General features: G+C 41.2%; 12 protein-coding genes and 4 pseudogenes. 10 read left to right on the plus strand and 6 right to left on the minus strand.

Going from position 1 to position 16,447, the window contains the following annotated elements:
* Positions 1–72 precede the first annotated feature (72 nt).
* Together VIB_RS05510 and tnaA are read right to left on the minus strand one after the other, a co-directional pair.
* Positions 73–1,287 carry an aromatic amino acid transporter gene (locus VIB_RS05510; protein ID WP_004394986.1) on the minus strand — a complete coding sequence of 405 codons (1,215 nt, stop codon included), beginning with the start codon at positions 1,285–1,287 and terminating at the stop codon, positions 73–75.
* A 185-nt stretch (positions 1,288–1,472) separates the two neighbouring features.
* Positions 1,473–2,888, minus strand: a complete 1,416-nt coding sequence (gene tnaA / locus VIB_RS05515) for a tryptophanase (RefSeq protein ID WP_004394987.1) — start codon at positions 2,886–2,888, stop codon at positions 1,473–1,475.
* A gap of 695 nt (positions 2,889–3,583) precedes the next feature.
* On the opposite strand from tnaA, the pseudogene VIB_RS05520 reads away from it, so the two are divergent.
* Positions 3,584–4,040 (plus strand): annotated as a pseudogene (locus tag VIB_RS05520) (ISAs1 family transposase); the annotation flags it as partial.
* A gap of 35 nt (positions 4,041–4,075) precedes the next feature.
* On the opposite strand, the pseudogene tnpC reads toward VIB_RS05520, so the two are convergent.
* Positions 4,076–5,483: pseudogene (gene tnpC, locus VIB_RS05525) on the minus strand (IS66 family transposase).
* A gap of 138 nt (positions 5,484–5,621) precedes the next feature.
* Between tnpC and VIB_RS05530 the strand changes: the two are divergent.
* From VIB_RS05530 to VIB_RS05545, 4 genes and pseudogenes are all read left to right on the plus strand, one after another.
* Positions 5,622–6,080, plus strand: a pseudogene (locus VIB_RS05530) (ISAs1 family transposase); the annotation flags it as partial.
* Between the two features lie 299 nt (positions 6,081–6,379).
* A complete protein-coding gene (locus tag VIB_RS05535) occupies positions 6,380–7,033 on the plus strand; it encodes a TetR/AcrR family transcriptional regulator (protein ID WP_004394990.1) in 654 nt (217 codons plus the stop codon).
* 586 nt (positions 7,034–7,619) lie between these two features.
* Positions 7,620–8,549: a DUF5692 family protein gene (locus VIB_RS05540; RefSeq protein WP_004394991.1), complete on the plus strand. Its 930-nt coding sequence runs from the start codon at positions 7,620–7,622 to the stop codon at positions 8,547–8,549.
* A 64-nt stretch (positions 8,550–8,613) separates the two neighbouring features.
* On the plus strand, positions 8,614–9,528 hold the full coding sequence (locus VIB_RS05545; protein ID WP_004394992.1) for an alpha/beta fold hydrolase: 915 nt from the start codon (positions 8,614–8,616) through the stop codon (positions 9,526–9,528).
* 320 nt (positions 9,529–9,848) lie between these two features.
* On the opposite strand, the gene VIB_RS17255 is transcribed toward VIB_RS05545, so the two are convergent.
* The gene (locus VIB_RS17255) at positions 9,849–10,058 is read right to left on the minus strand and encodes a helix-turn-helix domain-containing protein (protein WP_083797747.1); all 210 of its coding nucleotides are present in this window, start codon (positions 10,056–10,058) and stop codon (positions 9,849–9,851) included.
* Positions 10,055–10,312, minus strand: coding sequence for a helix-turn-helix domain-containing protein (locus VIB_RS05555; RefSeq protein ID WP_040904220.1), 258 nt, complete (start codon positions 10,310–10,312; stop codon positions 10,055–10,057). Before VIB_RS05555 ends, VIB_RS17255 begins: the two co-directional genes overlap by 4 nt.
* A 76-nt stretch (positions 10,313–10,388) precedes the next feature.
* Between VIB_RS05555 and VIB_RS17585 the strand changes: the two genes are divergently transcribed.
* A complete protein-coding gene (locus tag VIB_RS17585; protein ID WP_004394993.1) occupies positions 10,389–10,511 on the plus strand; it encodes a hypothetical protein in 123 nt (40 codons plus the stop codon).
* Positions 10,512–10,675: 164 nt separating this feature from the next.
* On the opposite strand, the gene VIB_RS05560 is transcribed toward VIB_RS17585, so the two are convergent.
* Positions 10,676–11,821 (minus strand): DUF418 domain-containing protein, encoded by a 1,146-nt coding sequence (locus VIB_RS05560; RefSeq protein ID WP_004394994.1) that lies wholly within the window; start codon positions 11,819–11,821, stop codon positions 10,676–10,678.
* A 381-nt stretch (positions 11,822–12,202) separates the two neighbouring features.
* Here VIB_RS05560 and VIB_RS05565 point away from each other — a divergent pair, with 381 nt between their 5' ends.
* From VIB_RS05565 to VIB_RS17880, 4 genes and pseudogenes are all read left to right on the plus strand, one after another.
* Positions 12,203–13,774 (plus strand): methyl-accepting chemotaxis protein, encoded by a 1,572-nt coding sequence (locus VIB_RS05565; RefSeq protein WP_004394995.1) that lies wholly within the window; start codon positions 12,203–12,205, stop codon positions 13,772–13,774.
* Between the two features lie 271 nt (positions 13,775–14,045).
* The gene (locus tag VIB_RS05570; protein WP_050782732.1) at positions 14,046–14,249 is read left to right on the plus strand and encodes an alternative ribosome-rescue factor A; all 204 of its coding nucleotides are present in this window, start codon (positions 14,046–14,048) and stop codon (positions 14,247–14,249) included.
* A gap of 277 nt (positions 14,250–14,526) precedes the next feature.
* Positions 14,527–15,732, plus strand: coding sequence for a zinc metallochaperone GTPase ZigA (gene zigA / locus VIB_RS05575; protein WP_004394996.1), 1,206 nt, complete (start codon positions 14,527–14,529; stop codon positions 15,730–15,732).
* A pseudogene (locus VIB_RS17880) lies at positions 15,729–16,402 on the plus strand (DUF1826 domain-containing protein). Before zigA ends, VIB_RS17880 begins: the two are co-directional and overlap by 4 nt.
* The last annotated feature ends 45 nt before the right edge of the window (positions 16,403–16,447 follow it).

A 16,447-nucleotide genomic window follows, 5' to 3' on the forward strand; every position in this document is an offset into this window, starting at 1 on the left:
TGAAGCATTAAGGATCTTTGTCATGATATTTACCCAAGTTTAACTATTATAAATAAATCGCTCGCGTCGTGATCATCTTCCAAAAGCCGGCAACATATTCAACATTGCCATGAAGTGAAAAATAGCCGTTAGCAGACCAAAGATTATCAACATGCCTATCATCATATTGCCTCCTGGTGCCATAAAACCCTCATGACCACCTTCTTGTTGGCGAGATTTTCGTGCTAATAGAGCAGGAATAAGACATGCCCATACAGTTGCTGCCGCTCCCGCGTAACCAATCGCAATTACAAAACCAAATGGGAAAAGTAGTGACATAGTAAGAGGAGGTAGAAAAGTGACTAACCAGGTTTTGGTTCGGCCCGATTTACTGTCTTTAAATTTAAAAAGATCGGCTAAAAAATCGAACACTCCAAGACCTACCCCGATGAATGATGACAAGATAGCCGCCATCGAGAACGCATTAATCGCATTCGCCACTTTATTTGAGTCAATAGCACTATCAAGCGCTGCTAGCAACACTTCAACATTACCACCCTGTTCAATCACCGGACCAAATTCGTGGCGAGGCAAGTTACCGTAGATACTCACTATCCATAGAAAATAAAGTGTAAGGGCAATCGCTGTACCGCCAAAAATTGCATTCTTGGCGCGATGTTCACAACCGTAATAACAACGCATGCTAGCCACTGAATGATGATAACCAAATGAGGTCAAGGCAACCGGGAGCATTGCCATAGCGTAAGGGGCATAACTTGACTCTTCATTAATACGATCAAACAACACAGTCGCCTCAATATTGGCAGCCAGACCAGAAACACCAAAAATAAAACTCAATGCCATAAATACGATCAAGACAACAGAAATTCTATCTACTGCTCGTGTAGAGTGCCAGACAAAAAGGGAAAATATAGCAACAAATAGAATAGAAGCAATTTTATTATTAACACCAATTACTCCCTCTATTATTAGCCCTGAAGAAGTAATATAAGCGTAGAGTAAGATTCCACCGACAAAATATACAGCAATGTTGTTAATAGCATTAACTTTATTACCTAGCATATCTTTAGTTACAGTATTAAATGAGACTTTTAATTCGTAACTTTTAAATGCTTCTAATAGCATCCAACCAGAAACTGTCATCATGATCATAGTTAATAAAATAGCTATCAGTGACCACGATGTCCAGGCTCCAGCCCCTGCACTAGGTAACCCTAGCATTCCAGCGCCGACACATACACTTGCAATAATGCAAGCCCCGCCGATTAAAGATGGGCTTTTTTCCATAATTATTTCTCGCCATAATAGTTTAATATTTTAGGTATTTAATTAGCATTAAAGTATTTCTTTCACCTCATGTATCATGATCTGACAAAGTTATATAAGAATGAAATTCTATATAAGCTATTATTAAGTAAGTCTTTAGACGTAAAGGCACACCTCCCGCTAGCAAGAGATGTGCATTAGTTAGTTTATATTTCTTTTAGACGAGCGGTAAAATGACGTAACACTGGTGGTTCATAGGTAAAATCTAAACCTTTTACGTTGTGTGCATTTTCTTTCACTTTTTCAAATGCCTCAATCACAAAGTCCATATGTGTTTGGGTGTAAGTGGCACGAGGAATGGTTAGGCGCAATAGCTCAGCGGGACAGTCAAGCTGCTTACCTGTTGCAGGATCACGTCCCAACAATAACGAACCGATTTCAACCGCACGAATACCCGCAACTTTGTAAAGCTCACAAGCCAAGGCATGAGCTGGGAATTGATGTGCTGGTATATGAGGAAGCAGTTTACCGGCGTCAACAAAAGCAGCATGACCACCAGCTTGCTGACAAACTACCCCGATAGCTTCTAGTCCATCGACCAAATACTGCACTTGACCAATGCGGTACTCTAACCACTCTTCACGCATACCATCATACAAACCAACCGCTAGCCGCTCCATCGCGCCGCCTTCAAGGCCGCCATAGGTCGGAAACCCTTCTTGAACCACACACAGGGTACGACACTCGTTATAAACGTCGGTCATTGTCTCGTCTTTGAAACACAGCAAGCCACCCATTTGTACCATCGCATCTTTCTTTGCTGACATCGCAAGTGCATCAGCATATTTGTAAGACTCACGAGTGATTTCTTCTATCGTCCAGTCTTTATATCCTGGCTCACGTTGTTGAATGAAATAGGCATTTTCCGCGTAACGAGCTGAATCCATAATAACTGGAATATCGTAACGCTTGGCAATCTCATACACTGCTTTTAAGTTAGCAATAGAAACCGGTTGCCCGCCCGCTGAGTTACAAGTAATCGTACTCACAATATAGGGAACGTTTGCAGGACCAGCTTCTTCAATCGCTAGCTCTAATTTCTCAAGATCAAAATTGCCTTTAAAGTCAGCATTTACCGATGTATCAAACGCTTCTTTAGTGTAGACATTTTTAGCAACACAGCAGTTTACTTGTGTATGACCTTGCGTGGTATCAAAGAAGTAGTTAGACAATGCAACCATCTTAGAACGATCAAGGCCTTTTTCTTTTTCACGCTTGTTAATCAATACAGGAATATAAATTTGCTCTGCGCCACGCCCTTGGTGTGTTGGGATAGTCAGCTCATAACCAAAAATATCTTTTACTGCATTAGCCAATGTATAATAACTGCGACTACCACTATAGGCTTCATCACCCATCAACATTGCTGCTTGCATTTTCTGGGTTATGGCACCAGTTCCACTATCAGTGAGCAAATCGATAAATACATCATCACTGTCTAATAAGAACGGATTCATTCCGGCCTTAAGAATTGCCTCTTCACGATATTCACGTGTTGTTGTTTTAACTGGTTCAATAACGCGGATACGAAATGGTTCTGGTAAATGTTTAAATTTTTGCATGATATATCCTTTTGTATTTAATCTTTATCATACCCAAACGACTTTAAGTTTCAGCTAAACTATAAGCAACTTCAGAAGAAAAGGTATCGTCATATTTATTTTAAGCGAAAACCATCGCACTAAATAAATAGTGTAATTAGTATTTATTTAAAAATAAAAATAAGACCCAAAATAAAATAGGACTCATTGATAGTTTTAATTAATCTTTAGATTTACTATGAAAAATAGTAGAAAACTAGAACTAAAAATAGGCTCTAGCAGTATGGATTTATCAGTGCGGGAAAACAGGGAGGACAGAAATTTTGTAGTCGTTTGTATACCAAGCCAATGAGCTTGACCATAACTTATCAATTCTTCTTAGATTAATATGCATATCTAATTCCATCGTTAGTTACAGCAGATTATTTAACAAATCCATTATTAGATAAAATAAAATTAAGTAAATTTAAAACAACGCCAAATGTGACTTTCATCAACATATAGAACAGAAAAATAAACTCTTAATCACAAATTTCGTTTTGATACAAAAAAAGGATAACACTATTATATCCAAACAACTTGGAATTTCAGGCAGGCGGTGAGAGAACATTGGAGGATAGACAGGGTAAGATCATGAACATTTCTTGTATAACGTAAAGTTAAATTTGACCTGACGCGCGTGCTGTGATCTTATGCTCTTCTTTTGGGGAGCGACCATGGATATTAATACCATCAAAAAGCATTTCAGTATTATCCGTGACGAACGATAGTGTGCAAAAGTTGACTATTCTCTGTTTGATATTTTGTTTGGGTCTATCTGCGCCGTGATAGCCGGAGGTCAAGGCTGGACTGACGATGGCAAGACTTTGCGCGACTCCTACGATAGAGACGACAGGCAAAGCACCATCATATATGGTGAGCGCCTATGCAAGTGCTAACCAACTGGTACTGGGTCAACTCAAAACCAACAATAAAAGTAGTGAAATTACCGCGATTCCAGAGCTGATTAAGATGCTTGACTTGCGAGGAGCTATCGTGACGATTGCTGCGATGGCCTGCCAGACCAAGATTGCCAAGGCGATCAGTAGCAAGGGCGGTGATTACTTGTTGGTAGTAAAGGGTAATCAAGGCAAGTTGTCGGCAGCCATACATACAGCCTTCGCCCTACACCGCCGGTAACTATTCACCCGCGAGCTATTGACGTCGGGTTATGCTAAAAACGCTGGCGTCTGATAATCCACTTTGATCATATGATACTCGACGATTTCACGCAGCCAGTTATAAGCTGATAGCTGTTGGAGTTTAGCGGTCTCGATAAGTGAGAACATCCGTTCACGGGACAGGTCTCCTCGATATGAACGGGTTACGTAACAGCACTTTCTCATCAATATGTAATTACGAAGAACTCGTTCCGCTGCGTTGTTCGTTAGCGGGACATTTGGAGTCATCCATAAAGCGCCAGACCATAGCATCATCTGCGATGAGATTACGGCATCGACCTCGATATCGTTTTGAACATTGATAACTACCCAGTTTCAGCCAATAAAGCCAGCTCTTTCTTAATCGCCTAAGTCGACGATAATATTGATTCTCCGTAATTTTATTCTCGATATATCGATGGTGGCACCTGAATACGCTATGAGCGATTAAACTGAGTTTTTCTCCGATTTTTTGGTTTTCGGGGCAAACGCTCTCCTCGATAGCGATAACGTTTCTTAAGATGTGAGCCCAGCATAACTGCCTCTTAGAGCCATCAATATATTTGTAGGCTGAATATTGGTCAGTCACTAAAAGGTGTGAAACTGCCTCACCAAGCAATCGCTTGGCAGCATGTTGGTTTCTACCACTGTTGATTTGGAAAAAAGCAACGTCATTACTGAGTGCAGCCCACATCCAGCGCTTATCATTATTGCGTTGATGTGAGGTTTCATCAGCCATGATCAGTTCAGCCGCTTTAACTGTTTCATGAATTTGTTTATGAGTATTCGCTAAGTATTCCGTTACTCGCCCTTGAGCCGCTGATATCGCACCGGTAGAGAAGCTCAACTGAAAGACATCTTTCAGCATCGATTGTATTTTACCTATGCTTTGATGATGCTGTGTCGCTTGGATTGCGATAAAGCTGTGTAGATTTGGTCCCATCTGAATATCAGGCACGTATTCTGGAAGCTCGGCTTGATGCTTATCACCACACCATGAGCACTCACCTTTGAAGGCTTGATGCTCAATAAGTGTGTATGAGATGTCAGGTAAATCAAAAACTTGATGTCGTTTAAAAGGCTTTCTATTGGGAATAATGCAACCACCGCAGTGGCATGTTTTATTTGGTAAATATTGCTCAACCGAGGCACTGTCTTCAATTGGATGAAGCAGTCGGCGATGACCTTTATGACCTGGTTGAGCCCCTTGCTTTTTTCCAGACTTCTTCCTATTCGGCGAAGTATTTTTAGCTTTATTATGCAATGGCTGCTGTGATGATGGTACAGAAGAGTTTCGACTGTTTTGGTTTAGTCGGTCTTCAAGCTCTGCCAGCTTATTCCATAAAAAGCTGATGATATCTTTTGCCTCTTCAGGCGAATCGAAATCTGGCGGTGGAGGTAATGTTTTCTTATTCATACCTCAAGATTGCCACCACAAAAAGATCACTCAAGTTGAATGTGGGATCAAGTGAACTAAGTCACATAATTTTGGTGTCAAGGCATTGCGGGTGGAGAGTTACCACCGCCGAACCCAATTGACAAAACCACCTATCAAATCGAGAAACAAAAGGGCCGCGTAGAAGCACGTACTTGTCATGTACTCAAGGCTAGCGAGTTAGAGGGTGACTTCTCAACGTGGAGCGGACTAGCCAGTATTGTCATGGTTGAAAATTACCGAGTAGCCAAAGGTAAAGCGCCAGAGTTGGAGTACCGCTTCTACATAAGTTCAACTGACAACCTGACCCCAGAGCAGGCAGGAAATGCCATTCGAGCCCACTGGGGCATAGAGTCGATGCACTGGATTTTAGATGTGGGCATGCGAGAAGATGCTTGTCAGATTTATCGACAAAACGCGGCTGAAAATTTGGCAGGGTTAAGACACATGGCGCTTAACATGCTAAGAGCTGAGCCAACCAAAATTAGTGTGCCAATGAAGCGGAAACGTTGCATGATGACCCCCAGCTTCTTGGAGCATGTCTTAGTTGCTGGATTTAAGTCAATGACTAAATCCTAACCATTCATGCGGACGCCCTGGATTTTATTCGAGAACTTTAAGTAAAAATATGATAATTTTCAAGGGCACTGTTGGTTTTACACTTATTGATTTCATACCATCGTAAGTACACATGCTATTTCTATCAATACAAGATATTGAGTGCGTATATCTATAGTTAATTGCTGAAATATTTTAGCATACCCCAATTTGGTTATAGTCTCTTTGCTAGTAATCAATATAATGCGAGCAAATCTTACAATTGTTTAACTAATCTATCAGATTTAACAAAGCCGCAGTTCCATTGATACAGGATACTTATGAAAACTCATGATAAAATCATACTCGCAAGCTTAAAATTATTTAATGAAAAAGGAGAACGTGCAGTTAATACAAACCATATTGCTGAGTATTTAGGCATTAGCCCTGGGAATCTCTATTACCATTTCCGCAACAAAGAGGACATTATTAAATCTATCTTCGAAAAATACATAGAACATACGCAACAAAGCTTCATTGCTGATGACGAAAACACTCCAGCCGAGGTATTTCTCCAACAGTACTGTGATCAAGTATTCAATAGCTTCTGGCAGTTTCGCTTTTTTCACAGTAGCATGCCCGGTATTGTGCTTCGAGACAAAGAGTTACATAAGCGTTATCTTTCTGTCCACAGTGTATTAGGTGAAAGAGCGAAGTATTCAGTTATCAGGCTTAAAAATGATCAAATCATTAATATTGATGAGCAAGACATTGATGATCTTGTTGAGTTGATGCGAGTGGTGGGTAGCTTTTGGATGAATTACTTAATGGCCAATAAATTGAACGGAAAGATAACCAAAACCGAACTCTATCGAGGTATTCTCAAAATCATCAATTTACTTTGGCCTTATACAACACCGACAGGTAAACAGCGACTGTCAGTTTTGCGTGTACGATATCAAAAACTCTCCCGCTCAAAAAAATCTCTTACCTAATACCCATACTCAGCTTTTTAATTATCCTTAACAGATACGGTATTGCTTGGTATGTCGTTAAACTCTACACCAAGCAATTCGATCGACTCATTGACTTTTTACAACTATCAATACGCAAAAAACCTCCCATTAGATCTTGCATTTCACATCACATTTTTTAATAAAAAATGCAGTCGAATTAAACAGTATCTGAAAAGTGTGGTTAATTGCACATCATTTGGTCATTCATTGTTTTAGAGTTAAAGCTCTAAATAAGAGCTTTAACTCTAAAAAAAGGGGGGTGCTCTTACTGTTTATATAACCAAACAACTTAGAGTTACAGGTAGGCGGCAAGTGAGTTCATCCCCATGAGCATAGACAGACTATGTGATTGGGATGAACGAATGTAACCAACACCCCTGCAGCTTCAAGTAGGAAGGGGATAAAACTAATAACGATAAAGTTGTGTTACAAACATAAACTCATTTTGTTCTTTATTTCTGCATTAATTAGTAATGGGGCTATAAGCAAAAATTCATCGATTAACAATATGAGTTTGATAGTAATTAAATCTTAGGTGCTGTTGAACAGTATAAGTGAGGTCCCAATGTTTTTCTTTGAATCTATACCTTGGTATAACTGGATAATGTGGTTGATTGTACTTGTTACATTAATGGGTTTAAATGAAATTATTCGTGCTAGCAAATGGGCAAGCTTGGCTATTTTTATTGCTTTGCCTATCGCTCTAACTCCAATATGGCTATATATGGGTAGTGATGTTACCTCTTGGTTTACTTGGGTAAAGGTATATTCCGCTTTAGCCGGTAGTATTATATATTTAGTTATTCGCTTTACCGATTTTCACAAAAAGCATCCCTGGTATCTTATTTTAGTGCCCGTAATTCTCGCTATTAATATTTTTGAAGCTGTAATGCGGGAATTTCAAGTCGGTATCGCTGGTTTCAATGGTATCGTCGATGGAATGCAGTATATTTCTGGTGGCTGGAACTATGTGAACGCTTTCGCAGGCATACTAAATATTATCTTGATTTGTGGATGGACAGGCATCTTTGCGTATAGAGGGCAAAGAACTGGCGGAATTCGCTATGACATGCTCTGGCCAGATCAAATTCGCCTGTGGGTAATCGCTTATGGTATCTGGAATATTGCCTACGTTTACTCTTGTGCTCCCGGAAATGCATTTTATTCGGGTGTCGCACTTAATATTTCAGCCACTATTCCAGCTTTATTTTGGGCAAAAGGGACTTGGATGCAAAACCGAGCAGCGACCCTCAGTTTTTGGATGATGTGGGTAATGACTTTCCCTTACTTTTTTGCCATCGGTAGTACATTTAACGTCGCTCCCAGTTATAACCCAATGGCTAACTGGAGCATATCTCTACTCTCTTTAGTATTAAATCTGTATTTGGCAAGCTGGCAGCTACGTCGAATTTTACTAAAACGTTTAAACCCAATGAGAGATGAAATTTTTTCAGATCAGGAAGAATATAAATCCATTAATGCTTATCGCCAATAATCTTTAACATGCCCACAATAAATAACTTACATGTGGGCATCACTTTATTAAAAAGGAATCTATTATGAAAAAAGCACGCTTGATAGTTGTTACAATTATCATTCTGCTACTCAGTTTGCCAATCTATGTCATGTCGACTTTCATCTTCAAAAATCCTATACCTGATGATGAATTCTCAGCAAATTTAACCAGTATTGTCGATAATCTTGAAACCAAAATCGAAGGTAAAGGTGAACATACCCTAGTTTTTATCCATGGCTATCCTGATAGTCTCGAAATGTGGGACAAACAAGCCGATTTCTTTAAAGAAAACTATCAAGTCGTCCGTTTCACTCTACCAGGTTTCGAACAAACAGATCGCGAGTTACGCCCACACTACAGTATCAAGCAGATGAGAAGCATTATTGATAAATTTATAGAACATTTAGATCAACAATCAATTACCGTTATTGCCCATGACTGGGGAGCAGTATATGCCTCTCATTACCTAAAACAAAACGATCTCGTTGATAGGCTTATCTTGCTTGACATCGGTAGTTTTGCCGATGAGCCGCGACCTAAAATAAATGTTCAATACACGTTAGCTTTAGCAGTTGCGTGGACTCTACCTGATTATCTTGGTACCAAGCTCGCGCTTTTCACTGCTGATAAAATCTTACAAGTTCCACGTGTTGATCCTCATAAATCTATTGAAAATTTAAGACCAGATTCTAGATTGACTTATCCTTACTGGCATTTATGGAAAGAAGTACTGACAAGTAATACGACACAACCTGTAATAGTCGATGATTATGGAACGCCATTTTTATTTATTTATGGCAAAGACAAATCAATCTGGTTTCATGCAAAAACATGGGAACAAGAAGTAATTGATAAAAACAAAGGTCAAATTGAAGTAGTTCCCGGTGGCCATTGGTTTATGCATTCATATCCTGAATTAGTGAACCAAAAAATCTATAATTGGTTAAATACGAGATAGATTCAAAATAATTTTACATGTCTTTGCCTACAAAAAGATAAACCATTTAAACAAACTACTTGGTGTTTCAGGTTGGCGGTAAATTAATGAATCTCTTATTGACCCAAGGCACGACCATCGCTTCACCAATGCCTCTTGCAGGGCATATCCAGCCAAATAAGTAGGCGTATTCAAACTGCTGTTGTTTCACGGCTCTAGGCCTTGTACCTCGTGCTGCCCAAAGTCGGGTGGTGGTATTTTGTTGTCCAAAACGAGCTTCATCTTGAAACCAAACATCGACATTCTCCAGCCCCATGTGGCCTGGGATCTTAAGGATCGTTTCAATTTTTAATTTTTTTAAAATCGTCTTGGATTTGCTGTAATTGTTTGGGGTGTTTTGACCGAGAAGTGATCCATGAGAATCCCATATGGTCGAGTAAATAATAAATAGAATCAGGATGATTATGTTGACCAAATTCTTTGACAATATAAGCATGGATATCAGCAACAATGAGTCGTCCACCTTGTGGATTTGTAATGTATTGATCTATTTGATTTTTTTCTCAGGGGTTAATAAAGGAGGTCTTCCCGTTCTTGGTTTTTCCTTAAGTCCCTCCAGTCCTTCCTCAAGGAAGGTTTGCACCCACTTATTGACACTAGTACGGCTCACTTTAAGAAATTTAGCAATTTGGGTGTGAGAGTGGCCATCTTTAAAGTGAGCGAGGGCGAGCAATCTCATTTTCATTTGAATGGATTTTTGTTGGCTCTCCAGTTTTTTGAAGTCGATATTGTGTAAGCTATCCATGGTTAATCCATCCTGATATTGAATGGAGTTAATTAGGTCATATTTTTATTTAGATTGTTATTACATACAGACAGCCATGGACTTTGTTATTGAAGAATTTGAAAAATTGAAAGACAATGCGCACAACATGAAGGGGTTAGATTTTACCTATGAACCGTCAGTGTTGCGTCATTTTACCGCTCGTCTAAAAGAAATATAAAGTAACTAAGGCACATCTCTTGCCGCGCGAGGTCTGCCTGTATTGCCATAGCGAAGCGATGAAAAAATAGAGTGATGGATACAGAGCGCTGAGTCTAACCGTTTGATTAGGTAAATGTTCTTTATAGACTTGCTTGAGAAGTTGAACATCCACCTGTTTTTTTACTATCTAAACCGTCGATAAGCTAAATATCGCCAGCCTCTTTCCAAAGGGCCTTGCCCGTAGCGCTGCTGCCAGAAATGGGCAAACCATACTTGAAAAACGGTTAACACGATGACTAATGCCATCAGCTCTGGCCGACCAAGTTGTCCCCATAACTGCGGAGCGAGCCAAACGAAGATCAGATAAACCATGACGCTTTGTAATATATAAAGTGTAAAGGCCATTCTGCCGACTTGCTTTAATAAGCGAACCAACACATGGTGATGGTTGGCGAATAACATCAGTAATGAGCAGTAACCAATCGCTGAGAGCAAACCCGTCAACATCATCAAAAGTATCGTTGAGAAGCCAACGTCTAAGCTCAGCCCGAATGTTATCCGTAGCTGCTGTACACCCCATCCTAAAATTAATCCGAGTAGTAAGCAGCCAAGTCCCCAAGGTTGCCAGAGACGTTGTTGAAAGAAGCCGTTTTTGTACAGCAAAATACCGATCAGCATTAAGCCAGTGTTATACCAAAGCACGGTTAATGGGATAAATAGTAAGAATTGAGTAAAGTTAATTGCTTGGGCAAGTAGACGATCTGGATAGCTTGTCCATGTTTGTTGGAGTGTCGTGAGGGCTGTTCCACTCAAGGGTAACTCTGCGGTGAAAATCGGGATATCGTGATACATTAGCAGGGCAACGAACCCCAGCATCACCAGTTGGCCTAAACCCATCAGTACGAATGCCAGAACCCATTGCTTTTTGCTGCTGAGATCGAGTAAGCGTATCAGCAAAAATCCACAGCAGGCGTACAGCGTTAAAATATCGCCTTCAAAAAGTAAGAAACCATGCAAAAGGCCAAACAATAATAACCAACGTAGCCGTGACGACAATCTGGCCTGTACAGGAAGGTTTTTTGCTAGCGCACTTTGATACTGAATATACAATCCCACACCAAACAGCAGGCTGAAGATCGACATAAAGCGGCTCTCAAACAACAGGCTTTGTAGGTGATATAAAGGCACTTCCCATGTTGATAAGCCTTCTCGCCAAAAAGGGCTGTAATAGGCCTCAATAGGGGTTGCCATTGCCATGATGTTCATAAACAGTATACCGAGAACGGCAACCCCTCGGATAAAATCTAGGCTTTCAATGCGTTCAGCCATTGTATTTCCCTTTGCTACTACCAACAGAAAAAGCGCTGAGCTTCGAGATTTTAATTACTTGAATCTACACGTTTTACTGGTCTTAATCATTTTTATTATACGCGTAAACGCACCTAATTATCATCATCTAAGTCACGGCTTTTGCTCGTTAACGCCAATCAATATTAGCTTAAAGCTCGGACTTTCTGCCGTATGGATATTCGGATAGACCTGAAATTTTTAAGGTTTATCCGTTCGTTAATGAGCCAGAAAGTGCCAAAAAACAAGCTTTGTTTCAATTCGATTAGTGATTTTCTTTCATACCAAATTAAGTGGTGTAAACTGCTGACGCAAGGTCAATTTAACCATGGATCCACTTTAAATGATTGATAAGGTAATGGAGTGAAAAAACTTATTTTAATCGTGGTATGTGCCATGTTTGCGATCGCAGCAATCGCAAGTATAGCCGCCACCGCTTTTATCTCACGTGACGAGATAGATCATATTATCCTTGAGCGTTCTCAATCTCAGGCTGAACTTTTGGCTGAAAACGCCAGTTATATTTTATCCCACTCTACGAATCCCGAAGCTGATTTGCAGTCAATGGTTGAATCATTAGGAAAGCGCAGTGATATAAGTTACGCGGTTGTGATTGATAGAAATATTAAAGCAATAGCGCATAGTGACCGAGAGAGGATTGGTCGTGCTTATACGGATGATTATACGATTGCCGGAGCAGGACGAGGTCAGCCTCAACATTCACGTTGGTACGCCGATGTTCAAGACGTGTGGGTATACGACATCATGATGCCAATCTATGTTGACGGACGTTTATGGGGGGCATTTGATGTTGGTATTCCGATAACAGAAGTGGATAGCGCTGCAAACGGTATCGCGATTGCACAGCTCACCGCGATTGGTTCGATTTTTGTGGTTTGTATGCTGGTACTGATCTGGGTATTGGATCGTTTATTCGCCCCACTTAAAGGATTAGAACATGCATTGGCCGATATTTCCAAAGGGGATGGTGATTTGACGGTACGCTTACCCGTGACTGGTAACAATGAAATCACCCGTATCTCAGTGGCTTTCAATACTTTTGTTGAGAAGATTGATCACATCATTAGCAATGTTGTCGAAACTGGTGAAGAACTTGGACGGTCGGCGGAGGCTTTACGTGATAAGGCGGCACAATCGCTCAGACGCGGAGAGTCCCAAAGCGAGCAGGCCTTGCTGGTGGTGACCTCGATGAATGAGATGATCGCGACCATTAATGAGATCTCACACAGTGCCTCGAATGCCGCAGATTCTGCATCGTCGGCTAATGATGAAACCGAAGCAGGTAAGCAAACCCTGCTCGAAGCGACGCAGACGATTAATCAACTTGATACGGAAATGGACAATATGTCGACGGTGATTACTTCCCTCGCTGAACGTACGCAGTCGATTGTTTCGATTCTGGATGTGATTCGTGGTATCTCTGAGCAGACTAACTTACTGGCGCTCAACGCTGCTATTGAAGCCGCGCGTGCTGGTGAAGCCGGACGAGGATTTGCCGTTGTTGCGGATGAAGTACGTAGTCTTGCCACTAAGACGTCAAAATCGACGGAAGAGATTCAATCCACTATCAATCTACTGCAAAAAGAAGCCCAGAATGCGGTTGATGCCATGGATACCAGTAAGGCGTTAACGAAGGAAGGCAACCGTGCCACGGAACAAGCCTTACGGGCATTGGAAAGTATTGCCACTCAAGTCAGTACCATATTGGACATGAACACTCACGTGGCAACCGCGACTGAAGAGCAATCGAGCGTGGCTAACGAGATTAATATCAATATGGATAACGTTAACCAAGCAGCGCAAGCCGGTTTAGAAGATAGTCACAGCTTGGAGGCTAGTAGCCAAGATTTGTCAGGGTTGGCCAAAACGCTTGATCACCATGTAGGGGCATTTAAAGTCTCTGTAAGTAAATAGGCAATTAGGTCACGTCTTGCTTCCTACTTTTGATGGATTATACTCTTTCCGTTGGAAGCTGTGGCGGCCTTGATTGTGTTCGTTGATCCCAATCATAGGGTTCATTCATGTGATTGGGAACTTATGAACTGACGGTGGGTCTATGGTTTCAAGTCGTTTGAGTATAGATGTTGCTTAAACGGTGGATGATAAAAATATTCAATTTAAACGAGGTGTTATTGTGAAGAAAAAACCGTTTCCTCCGCAGTCAAAGGCGGATCATACGCAGGAAATAGCGTTAGATCATGGCCGAGGGGTGATCAAAGATAATGCGCTGAAAGCCGTAGTCACCAGTTCGCTATTTCGTACTCGAGTGGTTAAGGCGCAAAAAGGCAAAGGTAGTTTTAAACGACAAGCAAAACATAAGGGTCAAGAACCCTGTACAAAAGGGAATAGGTTCTTTTTTGTACAGGGTTTTTCTTTTATCACAGCTTAACCTACTGCCATAAACGCTATTCTTTTCCTGTAAACATTCTAACTTGAATGAACACTGACACTTCCTCGCCACATTAATAAACGATTTTTTATTTCCAACCAAAGATTGGCAACTTGTTTGTTATGTTATAACATTTGTTTTTCCTTGGTGGTGGTATCAATCTAAACCACACTAAGTCACCGTTTATCAAGTTCGAAAACGAAATTGATCAGTTGCCGTGCACTTATGTTCATTCTGGTTACTGATTCGTATTCATATTCATTTTGGAGTCACTGCTATGAACCAGAAAAAACTTGCAGTTACGGTCCTGTCTGGTTTTCTTGGCGCAGGAAAAACCACCGTGCTCAGCCATATTTTGAATAATCGTCAGGGCAAGAAAGTTGCGGTGATCGTCAACGATATGAGTGAAATTAATATTGATTCAGCCACGGTAAAAAGCGAAGTGTCGCTTAATCATCAAGAAGAAACGCTGGTGGAAATGAGTAATGGCTGTATTTGTTGCACTCTACGTGAAGATCTGTTGGTTACGGTCAATCAATTGGCGAAGGAGGGGCGTTTCGATAATCTGGTGATTGAATCAACAGGGATTTCTGAGCCACTACCGGTTGCGGAGACGTTCACTTTTGCTGATGAGGAGGGCGTTTCACTTTCCGATATTGCGATCTTAGACACTATGGTTACTGTGGTTGATGCGGTGAATTTTTTACGTGATTACCACGCGGCTGAGTCATTGCAAGAGCGTGGCGAACACCTCGATGATGAAGATGAACGCAGTGTGACAGATTTATTGATTGAGCAAGTTGAGTTTGCTGATGTTATTTTGATCAGTAAGGTGGATCTTGTTTCTCAAACGGATCTCGAACATTTAACCTCAATTTTAAAGGTCTTAAATACCCATGCTCGTATTATCGCTATCCAAAATGGGCAAGTTGATATCGCCGAGGTATTAGATACTGGTTTATTTAACTTTGAACGTGCACAACAGGCTCCCGGTTGGTTAAAAGAGCTAAGAGGCGAGCATATCCCAGAAACAGAAGAGTATGGGATCAGTAGTTTTAGTTATCAGGCTCGTCGCCCTTTTCATCCTGAAAAATTTTATCATTTTTTACACAACACCAGCGATTTTGGCAAATTGCTCCGGTCGAAAGGTCACTTTTGGTTAGCGTCACGCCCAGAGCTCATCGGGCAATGGAATCAAGCTGGGGGTATTGCAGACTATGGTTTTGCTGGCCTATTTTGGAAAGCAATCCCTAAAGACCAATGGCCAACGAATGAAGATGATTTAGCAGCGATTGAAGAACATTGGTTAGAGCCCTTTGGCGATAGGCGTCAGGAGTTGGTGTTTATCGGTCAGGGGCTAGATAAAGTCGCGATGACTAAGGCACTGGATGAGTGTTTGTTAAGTGAAGAGGCGGTGTTTGCTGGAGAAGCGTTTTGGCAGACTTTGCCAGACCCATTTGTAGGATGGGAGGACGAAGCATGAGCGATAAAATAGCGTCTACATTCGTTCCTATTGAAAAGGCAGAGACCCTACCGATAGGGTCTCTGCCAAGCATTTTGACAGATATCTATCAACCTGAGCATAACATTGCGATATGGCAACGTGTTTTATCTACTCAGTTGCAACACAACGTCGAATTATTGATACAGCAAGCCCCCTCACTGGCTTTAGTGTTACGAGTCACACCATTGAATGTGGCTGAATACTTACGCGAGAAACTTGCTGATTATGTTTGCGCAGACATATTATATTGAGTGAAGATATCGCAATGATTGTCGACATGTTTTGTTGTTTGTTTGATGTGCAAGAGGTCGGGGTGCGGCTAACGATACTTGACAAGCCGATGTGTCCTAAATTTCACGTCGATCATGTTCCATGCCGACTGGTGACCACTTATGCTGGTTCTGCCACGCAGTGGCTGAGTAACCAAGGGCTCGATCGAACGAAACTGGGTGCCGGAAGTCTGGGTCAGTCTGATGATTGCTCGGGTTTATTCGCTAAAGAGAGTGTTATCCATCAAATGGCGATGGGTGATGTCGCATTGCTAAAAGGCAGTGGCTGGGAAGCGAATGAAAACAACGGGTTAGTTCACCGTTCACCAGCATATGTCCCAAACGAACGGCGTTTATTATTGACCATTGATTTCGTATAATTCAAAAAAACAACCCAAGCGATACCGAGATAGCTTGGGTTGCTG

It is taken from the genome of Vibrio metschnikovii CIP 69.14 (assembly GCF_000176155.1).
GTDB lineage: Bacteria > Pseudomonadota > Gammaproteobacteria > Enterobacterales > Vibrionaceae > Vibrio > Vibrio metschnikovii.

Bases quoted from the DNA above. Each gene is read 5' to 3' on its own strand.
- VIB_RS05535 (WP_004394990.1), top strand. From the start codon at position 6,380: ATGAAAACTCATGATAAAATCATACTCGCAAGCTTAAAATTATTTAAT.
- VIB_RS05545 (WP_004394992.1), top strand. From the start codon at position 8,614: ATGAAAAAAGCACGCTTGATAGTTGTTACAATTATCATTCTGCTACTC.
- VIB_RS05540 (WP_004394991.1), top strand. From the start codon at position 7,620: ATGTTTTTCTTTGAATCTATACCTTGGTATAACTGGATAATGTGGTTG.
- tnaA (WP_004394987.1), bottom strand. From the start codon at position 2,888: ATGCAAAAATTTAAACATTTACCAGAACCATTTCGTATCCGCGTTATT.
- VIB_RS05555 (WP_040904220.1), bottom strand. From the start codon at position 10,312: ATGGATAGCTTACACAATATCGACTTCAAAAAACTGGAGAGCCAACAA.
- zigA (WP_004394996.1), top strand. From the start codon at position 14,527: ATGAACCAGAAAAAACTTGCAGTTACGGTCCTGTCTGGTTTTCTTGGC.
- VIB_RS05560 (WP_004394994.1), bottom strand. From the start codon at position 11,821: ATGGCTGAACGCATTGAAAGCCTAGATTTTATCCGAGGGGTTGCCGTT.
- VIB_RS05510 (WP_004394986.1), bottom strand. From the start codon at position 1,287: ATGGAAAAAAGCCCATCTTTAATCGGCGGGGCTTGCATTATTGCAAGT.
- VIB_RS17585 (WP_004394993.1), top strand. From the start codon at position 10,389: ATGGACTTTGTTATTGAAGAATTTGAAAAATTGAAAGACAATGCGCAC.